15 protein-coding genes are annotated in these 10954 nt (G+C 44.8%); 10 read left to right on the forward strand and 5 right to left on the reverse strand.

Annotated elements, in window-relative coordinates; genetic code table 11:
- Positions 1 to 34 precede the first annotated feature (34 nt).
- A complete protein-coding gene (locus BM278_RS13715) occupies positions 35 to 1507 on the reverse strand; it encodes an aminotransferase class I/II-fold pyridoxal phosphate-dependent enzyme (protein WP_090950715.1) in 1473 nt (490 codons plus the stop codon).
- A 182-nt stretch (positions 1508 to 1689) separates the two neighbouring features.
- Between BM278_RS13715 and BM278_RS13720 the strand changes: the two genes are divergently transcribed.
- From BM278_RS13720 to BM278_RS13735, 4 genes are all read left to right on the forward strand, one after another.
- On the forward strand, positions 1690 to 2649 hold the full coding sequence (locus BM278_RS13720; RefSeq protein ID WP_090950716.1) for an NAD(P)H-dependent flavin oxidoreductase: 960 nt from the start codon (positions 1690 to 1692) through the stop codon (positions 2647 to 2649).
- A 17-nt stretch (positions 2650 to 2666) separates the two neighbouring features.
- A complete protein-coding gene (locus BM278_RS13725; RefSeq protein ID WP_090950718.1) occupies positions 2667 to 2939 on the forward strand; it encodes a UPF0223 family protein in 273 nt (90 codons plus the stop codon).
- 155 nt (positions 2940 to 3094) lie between these two features.
- Positions 3095 to 3283: a hypothetical protein gene (locus BM278_RS13730; protein WP_090950720.1), complete on the forward strand. Its 189-nt coding sequence runs from the start codon at positions 3095 to 3097 to the stop codon at positions 3281 to 3283.
- A 121-nt stretch (positions 3284 to 3404) separates the two neighbouring features.
- The gene (locus BM278_RS13735; RefSeq protein ID WP_090950723.1) at positions 3405 to 4199 is read left to right on the forward strand and encodes an inositol monophosphatase family protein; all 795 of its coding nucleotides are present in this window, start codon (positions 3405 to 3407) and stop codon (positions 4197 to 4199) included.
- Between the two features lie 30 nt (positions 4200 to 4229).
- On the opposite strand, the gene BM278_RS13740 is transcribed toward BM278_RS13735, so the two are convergent.
- Complete coding sequence (locus tag BM278_RS13740) at positions 4230 to 4415, reverse strand: DUF5325 family protein (protein WP_090950726.1); 186 nt, start codon at positions 4413 to 4415, stop codon at positions 4230 to 4232.
- Between the two features lie 116 nt (positions 4416 to 4531).
- Here BM278_RS13740 and typA point away from each other — a divergent pair, with 116 nt between their 5' ends.
- The 3 genes from typA to BM278_RS13755 are packed head-to-tail and all read left to right on the forward strand — an operon-like array spanning position 4532 to position 6986.
- Entirely contained in the window at positions 4532 to 6373 is a 1842-nt protein-coding gene (gene typA / locus BM278_RS13745) for a translational GTPase TypA (protein WP_090950730.1), read from the forward strand.
- A 13-nt stretch (positions 6374 to 6386) separates the two neighbouring features.
- Positions 6387 to 6689, forward strand: coding sequence for a YlaH-like family protein (locus tag BM278_RS13750; RefSeq protein ID WP_090950750.1), 303 nt, complete (start codon positions 6387 to 6389; stop codon positions 6687 to 6689).
- 12 nt (positions 6690 to 6701) lie between these two features.
- Complete coding sequence (locus tag BM278_RS13755) at positions 6702 to 6986, forward strand: hypothetical protein (protein ID WP_090950733.1); 285 nt, start codon at positions 6702 to 6704, stop codon at positions 6984 to 6986.
- A gap of 30 nt (positions 6987 to 7016) precedes the next feature.
- Here the strand turns inward: BM278_RS13755 and BM278_RS13760 are convergent, their stop codons facing one another.
- Positions 7017 to 7217 (reverse strand): YlaI family protein, encoded by a 201-nt coding sequence (locus tag BM278_RS13760; protein WP_090950734.1) that lies wholly within the window; start codon positions 7215 to 7217, stop codon positions 7017 to 7019.
- Positions 7218 to 7341: 124 nt separating this feature from the next.
- Here BM278_RS13760 and BM278_RS13765 point away from each other — a divergent pair, with 124 nt between their 5' ends.
- Positions 7342 to 7797 carry a pyridoxamine 5'-phosphate oxidase family protein gene (locus tag BM278_RS13765; RefSeq protein WP_090950737.1) on the forward strand — a complete coding sequence of 152 codons (456 nt, stop codon included), beginning with the start codon at positions 7342 to 7344 and terminating at the stop codon, positions 7795 to 7797.
- 32 nt (positions 7798 to 7829) lie between these two features.
- Here the strand turns inward: BM278_RS13765 and BM278_RS13770 are convergent, their stop codons facing one another.
- The gene (locus BM278_RS13770; RefSeq protein ID WP_090950739.1) at positions 7830 to 8429 is read right to left on the reverse strand and encodes a YhcN/YlaJ family sporulation lipoprotein; all 600 of its coding nucleotides are present in this window, start codon (positions 8427 to 8429) and stop codon (positions 7830 to 7832) included.
- A gap of 137 nt (positions 8430 to 8566) precedes the next feature.
- Between BM278_RS13770 and BM278_RS13775 the strand changes: the two genes are divergently transcribed.
- A complete protein-coding gene (locus BM278_RS13775) occupies positions 8567 to 9898 on the forward strand; it encodes a PhoH family protein (protein ID WP_090950741.1) in 1332 nt (443 codons plus the stop codon).
- 35 nt (positions 9899 to 9933) lie between these two features.
- On the opposite strand, the gene BM278_RS13780 is transcribed toward BM278_RS13775, so the two are convergent.
- Complete coding sequence (locus tag BM278_RS13780; protein WP_090950744.1) at positions 9934 to 10443, reverse strand: hypothetical protein; 510 nt, start codon at positions 10441 to 10443, stop codon at positions 9934 to 9936.
- Positions 10444 to 10790: 347 nt separating this feature from the next.
- Between BM278_RS13780 and BM278_RS13785 the strand changes: the two genes are divergently transcribed.
- Positions 10791 to 10954 (forward strand): UPF0236 family transposase-like protein (locus BM278_RS13785; protein WP_208601814.1); only part of this gene is annotated, 164 nt, incomplete at its 3' end.

Below are 10954 nucleotides of genomic sequence, written 5' to 3' on the forward strand. Positions count from 1 at the left end.
ACAAAAAAGCGTAAGCTAACTAGCTTACGCTTTTTTAGCGAATTGGTTTATGCTCTTTGATGACGCGCAATGTTTGCAATGTATCGTCTTCCGGTCCTTGTACAGGAAGGCCGACTTCTAAATTCTTTTTAATATAGTTTAAGTTTTCTTGCGTAATAATTTCCCCAGGAATAAAAATCGGAATTCCCGGAGGATAAACCATAATAAATTCTGCGATAATCCGTCCTACCGATTTTTCAAATGGGACAACTTCCGTTTCTGCATAAAAGGCGTCGCGCGGTGTTAACGCGAGAGCAGGGATGTCCGGCAACAACACTTTTGGTTTTGTTCCTTTCACTGCTTGATGGCGAAATTGTTCAGATAAATGGCGAAGGGCGTGAACAAGCGCGTTCGTTTCCCGCTCTGTATCCCCAGGCGTGATAATGCATAAAATATTGTATAAATCGGACAATTCGACTTCAATGTTATACATTTCCCGCAGCCATTTCTCAACGTCGTATCCTGTCAACCCAAGTTCTTTGACAGAGATGATCAGTTTAGTTGGATCGTAATGATATGTTGCTTCCGTTCCTAAAATTTCTTCCCCTACGCAATAGAGATAAGGGATTTCATTGATTTGCCGCCGTGTTTTTTCGGCGAGCTGAATCGCTTTTTCAATAAGTTCCCGACCTTGCGTGGCAAGCCGTTTGCGCGCAACATCCAAGGAAGCGAGCAACAAATAAGAAGTAGAGGTAGTCATTAACATGCTTAAAATAGCTTGTACGTGTTTGGCTGATACGAGCCCTTCGCGCACGTTTAAAATTGAACTTTGCGTCAAAGATCCCCCTAGTTTATGAACGCTCGTTGCCGACATATCCGCTCCAGCTTGCATGGCGGAAAGCGGAAGAGCTGCATGAAAATGAATGTGGGCGCCGTGCGCTTCATCAACGAGAACAGGAACATGGTAAGAATGAGCAATTTCGACAATTTTCTTTAAGTCACCGGCGATGCCAAAATAAGTCGGATTAATGACAAGAACTCCTTTTGCGTCGGGATGCTGCTTCAGCGCTTTTTCCACCGCTTCGGGCGTAATCCCGTGTGAAATCCCGAGCTCCTTATCGATTTCCGGATGAATGAAAATCGGTGTCGCGCCAGAAAAGACAATGGCGGACATGACCGATTTATGGACGTTGCGCGGCACGATAATTTTGTCGCCGGGACCAGCAACTGACATCACCATTGCCATGATGGCACCGCTCGTCCCTTGGACGGAGAAAAATGTATAATCAGCCCCAAATGCTTCAGCGGCTAATTCTTGAGCACGCTTAATAATGCCTTTTGGGTGATGAAGGTCATCGAGAGGACCGATATTAATCAAATCAATCGATAAGGCATTTTCGCCGATAAAATCGCGAAAGTCAGGATCCATCCCTGCTCCTTTTTTATGACCAGGAATGTGGAATTGAATCGGGTTTTTCTTCATATGTTCCAACAGTCCAGTAAATAATGGTGTTTCGAACTGTGACAACGTTTTTTCACACCTCTTTTTGCATAAAAATAAAACAAATGCATTATAGCATTTATTTTTTTATTTGCAAAGCATCATATGTTATCCGTCAATGGTAAAATTTTTTTCCTATACATAGATTGAAAATAAAAGAGGAAAATGGGGATGTCAACAAGAAACATAATATACGAGGAGGGATAAAAATGATTTGGCGAACAAGGGTAACGGAACTGCTCGGAATTACATATCCGATTATTCAAGGAGGGCTCGCTTACTTGGCCTATGCCGATTTAGCAGCGGCCGTTTCCAATGCCGGAGGATTGGGGCAAATTACGGCAATGTCTTTGGAAACCCCTGAGCAATTGCGTGAAGAAATTCGCAAAGTAAAAGAAAAAACCGCTCGTCCGTTTGGAGTAAACTTTGCGATCGGACAACATGGCCGCCCTTTTCATCATATGCTGGAAGCGGCATTGGAAGAAGGGGTGCCGGTCGTTTCTGTCACAGGTGGAAATCCCGCCCCGTTTTTTGAACAATTAAAGGGCGTCAATGTGAAAAAACTCGTGCTTGTCGCCGCTGTTCGCCAAGCGGTAAAAGCGGAAGAACTTGGCGCGGACGCCGTCATGGTCGTCGGCCAGGAAGGGGGCGGCCATTTAGGAAAACATGATACCGGAACGTTTGTTCTTATCCCGAAAGTAGTGGATTCCGTTTCCATTCCTGTAATTGCATCTGGAGGAATTGGCGATGGGCGCGGCTTGATGGCGGCATTAGCGCTTGGGGCAGAAGGAATTGAAATGGGGACGAGATTTATCGCCACAAAAGAATGCGTGCATGCCCATCCAATTTATAAAGAGATGCTTGTAAAAGGCTCCGAACATGATACTGTCGTGATTAAACGAAGTTTAGGAGCGCCTGGTCGCGCGATCGCTAACGAATGGACGAAAAAAATTTTAGAGATAGAAGCGCAAGGCGGAACGTATGAACAACTAAAAGAATATATCAGTGGAGAAGCAAACCGCCGCTTTATTTATGAAGGAAAAATAAATGAAGGATTTGCATGGGCGGGGCAAGTGATGGGACTAATTAAAGATGTGCCGACAGTAGCGGAATTGTTTTCGCGAATCATTAGCGAGGCGGAACAAATCCGGGATAGATGGGCAAACTAACGGCGGAGGTGTCAGCGATGAATTATTCGTACCCGTTTTCTTACGACTGGTCGACGCAAGAAATTATTGATGTCATCAAATTTTTTGAAGCGATTGAAACAGTTTACGAAAAAGGAATGGAACGAGAAAAGCTGATGAATATTTATCGCCGCTTTAAAGAAATTGTTCCAAGCAAAAGCGAGGAAAAAAGATTATGTGATGAGTTTGAACAAGCAAGCGGATATTCCTCTTATCGGGTGATGAAAAAGGCAAAAGAAGCAGGAAATGGCGACTGGATTAAAATGGAATAGACTTTGTGTGCGATGAAGAAAAGTAGACGCACAAATTTGTTGCATCCCCCCCTTTTCCAACATAATATAATATAAAACAAAAATAGATATCAGAAAATTCGGGTGTTTGTGTTGACGGCTTTTCGGGGATTATATGGAAAGGGGTGCCTGCGCTCATGAAAAAGACGATGAATTCGGTGAAGCGTGCGGATGGGGATAAGCGGATAGCGATGTTGCGCCTTGAATTAGATTATGAATTAGCGACTCTTTATGAGGCGATGATGGAAAATAATGAAGAAAAGAAAAAAGAGTGTAAACGGAGACTAGAAAAGCTGCGTCAAGAGTTAATGCGCCTTCAAGTATAACAAGAGCATTTATGCGAACCAGATCAACGGTTCGTTTTTTTCTTGAACAGTACCTTTTTCTTTACGAACGATTTCAATTATTCTATGCTATACATATGCTACGAAAGTCAGGAGGATGAATATGCAGGAAAAATGGAAAGAGATCGATGAGTGCGTCCAACATTGGCTCAAGGAAGCGGGAGCAAGAATTCACACTGCGTTGGAAGAAAAGCTAACGATCGAAACGAAAGCGCATCGAAATGATTTAGTGACAAATGTGGACCGTGAGATAGAGCGGTTTTTTATTGAGAAAATAAGAAAAACGTTTCCTGACCATCACGTGCTTGGCGAAGAAGGATTTGGCGATGAAATTAAAACGCTGCAAGGTGTTGTCTGGATTATTGATCCGATTGACGGCACGATGAATTTCATCCATCAAAAGCGGAACTTTGCCATTTCGATCGGCGTTTTTGAAAATGGCGTTGGAATTCTCGGATATGTATACGATGTCGTGCATGACGAACTATACGTGGCGCGAAAAGGAGAGGGCGCTTTTCTTAATGGTAAGCCGCTGCCTCGCTTGGAACCGGTATCTGTTTCAGAAGCGGTTATTTCCTTAAATGCGACGTGGGTAACAGAAAATAAACGAATTGATCCAAAAGTGTTAGCCCCGCTTGTCAAAGCTGCGAGAGGAACGCGTTCATATGGTTCGGCTGCTTTGGAAATGGCATATGTTGCAGCGGGACGCTTGGATGCGTATATTACGATGAGGCTGTCGCCATGGGATTTCGCCGGCGGGCTTGTGCTTGTCCAAGAAGCCGGCGGCATCGTGACGAACTTATACGGCGAGCCGCTTGACTTGCTCGGGAAAAACTCTGTATTTGTTTCCAAACCGGGATTGCATGAAGAAATTTTGCAAAAATATATACATCGTTAAAAACGGGACAAATTGTGTATTGTCCCGTTTTTACAGCATTCCTTTTTCACGCATCCGCTTTTTGCGGGCAAAACCGATGCCGATGATGATAAACAAGGCGACAATGGAAGCAATGATGCCTATCATGCTTTGTTCTGCAATAAAAATGCCGATGGCCATGATGGCGATGACAGCGAATATAGCTAATAAAAACGATACAGGTTGAAACTGTTTCATCCCAATCCCCTTTCATGTTTTACGGTTTTTCTTTAGTCTACATGAAAACGTGCCGCTTTTCTATCCTCTTTTATGATATAATAAACGAGCAGTTTACACATTAGGAGTGACCGACATTGACAAGAAGAGAAGATCTTCGCAATATTGCGATTATCGCTCACGTTGATCATGGCAAAACGACGTTAGTTGATCAGTTGTTGCGCCAATCGGGAACGTTTCGCGCCAATGAACATGTGGAAGAACGCGCATTGGATCGAAACGATTTGGAAAGAGAACGTGGGATTACCATTTTAGCGAAAAATACAGCGATTCGTTATAAAGGAACGCGCATTAATATTTTGGATACACCGGGGCATGCCGACTTCGGCGGGGAAGTGGAGCGGATCATGCGGCTTGTTGATGGTGCTTTGCTCGTCGTTGATGCGTATGAAGGATGCATGCCGCAGACGCGCTTTGTGCTGAAAAAGGCGCTCGAACAGCAGCTTACCCCCATTGTCGTTGTCAATAAAATTGACCGAGAGTTCGCGCGGTCGGAGGAAGTGGTCGACGAAGTCATCGATTTATTTATCGAATTGGGCGCAACGGAAGACCAGCTTGAATTTCCGGTCGTGTATACATCCGCTTTGCATGGAACGGCAAGTTTGGATCCCCACAAACAAGAAGCAGATATGACGGCATTGTTTGAAACGATTATCACGCATATTCCCGCGCCGATCGATAATCGGGAAGAACCGTTGCAATTCCAAGTGGCGCTTCTTGATTATAACGACTATGTCGGACGGATTGGGATCGGACGCGTCTTCCGCGGCACGATGAAAGTCGGTCAGCAAGTAGCGCTAATGAAACTAGACGGTTCTGTCAAAACGTTTCGTGTGACAAAATTATTTGGGTTTATCGGCTTAAAGCGGATCGAAATCACAGAAGCAGGAGCGGGAGACATTGTTGCGGTAGCGGGAATGGAAGATATTAACGTCGGAGAAACGGTATGTCCGCTCGATCATCAAGAAGCGTTGCCGCCGCTTCGCATTGATGAGCCGACATTGAAAATGACGTTTTTAGTCAATAACAGCCCGTTCGCCGGGCGCGAAGGGAAATATGTGACGGCAAGAAAGCTAGAAGAACGCTTGCGCACTCAATTGGAAACGGACGTAAGCTTGCGTGTCGAAAACACCGACTCCCCTGATGCGTGGATCGTTTCTGGGCGAGGAGAGCTTCATTTATCGATTTTAATTGAGAACTTGCGGCGTGAAGGGTATGAGCTGCAAGTTTCCAAGCCGGAAGTCATTATGAAAGAAATCGACGGAGTGCTTTGTGAGCCGGTTGAACGAGTAATCATCGACATTCCTGAAGAATACACAGGCGCGATCATGGAATCGATCGGCATGCGCAAAGGCGAGCTCGTGGATATGATCCATAACGAAAATGGACAAGTTCGTCTTATCTTTATGGTGCCTTCGCGCGGGTTGATCGGTTATCGGACAGAATTTATGTCATTGACACGCGGATACGGAATTTTAAACCATTCGTTTGACCATTACGCGCCGGCGCAAAGCGGACAAATAGGCGGCCGCCGCCAAGGGGTATTGATTTCCATGGAAACAGGAAAAGCGACGGCGTACGGCATTATGCAGCTAGAAGACCGCGGCACCATTTTTGTAGAGCCTGGAACTGAAGTGTATGAAGGGATGATTGTCGGCGAGCACAATCGTGAAAATGATTTAGCCGTCAATATTTGCAGGGAAAAACATATGACGAACATCCGCTCCTCGACAAAAGAGCAAACCGTTACGATGAAAAAGCCGCGTTTGTTGACGCTCGAAGAAGCGCTGGAATATTTAAATGACGATGAATATTGTGAAGTGACGCCAAAATCGATTCGCCTGCGCAAAAAAATATTGAATAAAAGCGAGAGAGAAAAAATGGAAAAGAAAAAGAAAGCCGCTAAGCAGGCGAAATAAAGGGGGAAAGATGGTGAACGTCATAGAGCGCCTTACCTTTTTTGCTTCGCTATACAAAGTGCATACAGATCCGGAACGGGGCATGTGGCTTCTTTACATTACTGTACTCATTTTATCCGCTATCGTTTATCGCCTTGGTTTTGCGAAAAAACTGCCGCTATTGAAAAACGTCATCATCTATGTGCTACTCGCGTTAGGCTGCACGATTTTAACGTTTTTTGCGGTATTTTTGCCTGTCGCCGAAGGTTTGGTCGTGGCGGCTCTCGTCTTAATTATTTATAAAGTTCGCTTATACCAATCGAAAAAGCATGAGTAAGGCGGTGGGACGATGAAGTCGCTGCAAGACGCCCTTTATAATTGGTTGACGATTTACGTCGTGGCGCAGGCGCGTCCGGATGATGCGGCGGCGCAAGAAACCGCCGCCTTTTTTAAGGAAATATTGAAGCGTGATTTCAACGTCACAAAGGTGAAAGTAAAAAAAGAAGCAATGTATATCGTCGAGTACGAGAAAGATGGCGAGGAAAAATCAGCTCGTTTTCCAACGGAACTTATTGAGTCGATGCTTAAGCAAATTGAAGAAGCGCCTGAAAAATATCGCAATTATCCTTTGTAAAAAACGCCGGGAATCACTTCCCGGCGTTTTTTACCATTCATCGTTTGGCAATTTCGCACGATATATGCGAAATTTTCCGGTCGCTAGGCGCGCTTTCGTTTTTTCGGCGATCCGATCATGACATTCTTGGCACATGTATGTGTGAATCGGACGGTTGCGCAGTCGTTTGGCAAGCAATGATTCATCATCGATCGTGTCAATTCGGTCGCAAAGAACACATTTGACTCTCATCGTCCACCTCGTCGCTTTATTTCAATTTCATTTTTATTATATCATGAATCCGAACCCTTTTTACTTTCGCATTTTTAAGAAAAAATGTATGATAAACGAAGAGCATTTTTTAGGAGGGATAGCGATGCCAAATAAAGTGGAAGCCGCATTAACGGAACCGTTGTTTCAAGCGCTGCAAAAAGAACGATTTGTGACGATAGCGACGATCGACCATGAAACGGGCGGCCCGAATGTCAGCGCGATTTCATGGATTTATGCCCCTAGCGAAGAACATATCTATTTTGCCGTTGACAACCGCTCCCGCATTGTGCAAAACATTCGAAACAATCCGGCTATTGTTGTCAACATCATTGCTAACGAGTCCGTCTATTCGATTAGCGGAAAAGCGCATATTAAAGTCGAGAAAATCGAAGGCGTTCCCCTTAAACTGGCATTAGTCGATGTTGCCATTAACGAAGTGCGCGATGTTATGTTTTACGGTTCGAAAATCGTACAAGAACCAAAATATGAAAAGACGTACGATGCGCAGGCGGCGGCGAAACTGGACAATCAAGTAATGACGGCTCTGCGCAACGCATAAATCAAGGAGCTTAGCGCTTAAGGCTAGGCTCCTTATTTATTTAAGTGTTCGTTAGACTGGTTTTCTTGACGGTGATGGAGCTGTTCTTCTTCGCGCTTATTTAATTGCGAATCATTTTGTTCGGTCGGCTCCGGCGGGGTTGTTTCCAACAAATCGCTCGGAACTTCCGGCATGACGCGCCCGACGATATCGGCGATTTCATTCATAAACGCTTGAACGGGTCGCCCATTGTCGACTTGGTTGACGATATTTTCCAATCGAGTGTATAAATCAGGGTCAGCAATGATGATGGCATTTGCCCCGTAAGGATCTTTTTGCAACGTTTCGGCGACGGAATATTTAATCGTGCCGACGCGGGAAGCATCGATATTTGCGGCAACGTCAATGCCAACGATCGCGTATTTTCCGACAACAAGGGCGGCGGCGTCGTTTACGTTCGGCACGCGCTTGGCTAAATCCGCTAGACGATGGGCGATTTCTTGTCCTGATTTGTCAACTGTTTTTTCATCGGCCGTATTTTTGACACGGACAAGCGAGCGGTCCCCATCGCGGGCACTTTCGTTATTTCCAAAGTTGCACCCGCTTAGTAAACCGATGCATATCGCAATAAATAAATGTCGGCTCCAGTTCATTCTAGTTACACCTCTATTTTATTTTTTACTTTATTTTGCAATCATTCTTCTATCTTTATACATTTCCTCATACTATATAACAACGATCCCGTCCAAATATAAGCAAAGGAAAAAGCGAAAATGGGGGGCGTGGGAATTTGGGAAAAAAAATATATGTGTTGGATACGAACGTCTTATTGCAAGATCCGTATTCCATTTTCTCGTTTGAAGACAATGAAGTGGTCATTCCGGCTGTAGTGTTGGAAGAAGTGGATTCGAAAAAACGATATATGGATGAAGTGGGGCGAAATGCGCGCCAAGTATCGAAACTCATTGACCGCCTTCGTGAAAGCGGAAAGCTGCATGAAAAAATTCCGCTTGAAAACGGCGGGGTGTTGCGCATCGAATTAAATCATCGCTCCTTTCACCAGCTCCAAGAAATTTTTGTGGAAAAAACGAACGATAATCGCATTTTGGCCGTTGCCAAAAACTTATCGCTTGAAGAACAAGCAAAAGAAAACGGACGTTCCGTTATTTTAGTAAGCAAGGATGCCCTCGTCCGCGTGAAGGCCGATGCGATCGGGCTACAAGCAGAGGACTTTTTAAGCGACCGTGTCGTCGATGTTGACCATATTTATACTGGCTTTCTTGAACTGTACATAGGGACGGAGCATTTGCAACGATTTTATGAAAAAGGGGAGCTTGTTTTAGCGGACATTGCCAACCATCCGTTTTACCCAAATCAATTTATTGTCATGAAAGATGCTTTTGGCGGCTCGGCTTCCGCCCTTGGCATTGTCGATCATAGCGGAAAAAAAGTGAAAAAACTTTTGTTTCACCATGAACATATATGGGGAATTCGTCCGCGCAACGTGCAACAGACGATGGCGTTTGAATTGCTTATGCGCGATGACATTCCGCTTGTGACTTTGATCGGCAAAGCGGGAACGGGGAAAACGTTGCTTGCTCTTGCAGCGGGGCTGATGCAGACGGAAGATTTGCGCACGTATAAAAAGCTGCTTGTTGCGAGGCCAATCGTTCCGATGGGAAAAGATATCGGTTTTTTACCTGGGGAAAAAGAAGAAAAGTTGCGCCCGTGGATGCAGCCGATTTTTGATAATTTGGAATATTTGTTTAACACAAAAAAGGCGGGGGAGTTAGATGCGATTTTGGCGGGAATGAGTTCGATTGAAGTCGAAGCGCTCACGTATATACGCGGTCGCAGCCTGCCGGAGCAGTTTATCATTATTGATGAGGCGCAAAATTTAACGAAGCATGAAGTGAAAACGATTTTAACGCGTGTTGGAGAAAAAAGTAAAATCATTTTAATGGGAGATCCGGAACAGATCGATCATCCGTATTTGGACGAGTACAATAATGGGTTAACGTATGTCGTTGAAAAGTTTAAAGATCAAAAAATCGCCGGGCACGTCCGTCTCATCAAAGGAGAGCGCTCGACATTGGCGCAGCTTGCCGCGGATTTATTGTAAAAAAAGCAGGATGTCCCATCCGAGGACATCCTGCTTTAACGGACGACGAAACGGCGCACATGAGTAATCGGGGTTTCGCGGTTGGAGCCGTCGCCAAAATAAAAATGCACGGGTCCGTCTTCCCTTAACGGCTTTCCATCTTTAGAAAATCCAAGAATCGCCTCGTAAGCTTGCGCAAGCGGAATCGTTACTTCGTTATGCTCGGTGACGATAGTCAGCTCTTTTGCATCTGGGAGCGGCTCGGCGTTTTGCAAAAACGGAGCAAGCGGCATCGCGAATGTTCCTGTAATAATTTTTTCTTTTAGAAAACGTTTTTCTGTTTTCAATGTCGGCGGGAAAACGGCACCTTCTTGAATTTCCCGGTCCCAAAACGCTGACAGTTTTTTTATTTCCTCTTCTTCTTGTTGCCCGCTTTGCAGTTGATCATCAGATGATTTCGAAAAGTATGTGTTTAAATCGATTTTGCGGTCATCAAAAATCCATACTCCTGGATCCAACGTAATCGTAAATTTTACATTCCCTGTTATAAGAATAATATCGCTCATTTTTCCATCCTCTCCTCTACAGCAGCTGCTGTTTTTAGTATAATGGTAAATGGACAGTTTGTCATGTGCGAGATGGATGAGATTCTTTTTTTGCCAATGCCAACAAACAGCGCCTAAGCCGACATGGCTTGCAGCGTATAGCGTTGACAAGTGGTGTGAGTAAAATGTTTGTGGGAGAAATTCTTAGAATTCCCCGATGAGGGGGTTGGGAACGTAGGTTCGCAATTCCCCTCATCGGGGCCACCAAGCGAAGCGCGGTAAGATCCCAAGCAGGAAAGATGAAAAAAGGACTCTCTCCCTGGTAAGATATTCATTAACCACACTATCAAACAGGAGGAGAGAGTCCTATGAATATTCAACAACATCTTACCACAAATTCGTTGTCATGGAAAGAGATCGAACTTGATTTGTTTCGGGCCTTGCAAAACGCCTTCGCCGAGTTGTTTACGGCTTTGTTGGAGGACATCGACCGACAATTGGCGGAAACCCGGGACAAGCGCCGGTACCACTT

This window comes from Parageobacillus thermantarcticus (genome assembly GCF_900111865.1).
Classification (GTDB): Bacteria; Bacillota; Bacilli; order Bacillales; family Anoxybacillaceae; genus Parageobacillus; species Parageobacillus thermantarcticus.

What these genes read in the sequence shown, in the direction of transcription:
- BM278_RS13720 (WP_090950716.1), top strand. Translation starts at nt 1,690, where the DNA reads ATGATTTGGCGAACAAGGGTAACGGAACTGCTCGGAATTACATATCCG.
- BM278_RS13725 (WP_090950718.1), top strand. Translation starts at nt 2,667, where the DNA reads ATGAATTATTCGTACCCGTTTTCTTACGACTGGTCGACGCAAGAAATT.
- BM278_RS13730 (WP_090950720.1), top strand. Translation starts at nt 3,095, where the DNA reads ATGAAAAAGACGATGAATTCGGTGAAGCGTGCGGATGGGGATAAGCGG.
- BM278_RS13735 (WP_090950723.1), top strand. Translation starts at nt 3,405, where the DNA reads ATGCAGGAAAAATGGAAAGAGATCGATGAGTGCGTCCAACATTGGCTC.
- BM278_RS13740 (WP_090950726.1), bottom strand. Translation starts at nt 4,415, where the DNA reads ATGAAACAGTTTCAACCTGTATCGTTTTTATTAGCTATATTCGCTGTC.
- BM278_RS13755 (WP_090950733.1), top strand. Translation starts at nt 6,702, where the DNA reads ATGAAGTCGCTGCAAGACGCCCTTTATAATTGGTTGACGATTTACGTC.
- BM278_RS13760 (WP_090950734.1), bottom strand. Translation starts at nt 7,217, where the DNA reads ATGAGAGTCAAATGTGTTCTTTGCGACCGAATTGACACGATCGATGAT.
- BM278_RS13765 (WP_090950737.1), top strand. Translation starts at nt 7,342, where the DNA reads ATGCCAAATAAAGTGGAAGCCGCATTAACGGAACCGTTGTTTCAAGCG.
- BM278_RS13770 (WP_090950739.1), bottom strand. Translation starts at nt 8,429, where the DNA reads ATGAACTGGAGCCGACATTTATTTATTGCGATATGCATCGGTTTACTA.
- BM278_RS13780 (WP_090950744.1), bottom strand. Translation starts at nt 10,443, where the DNA reads ATGAGCGATATTATTCTTATAACAGGGAATGTAAAATTTACGATTACG.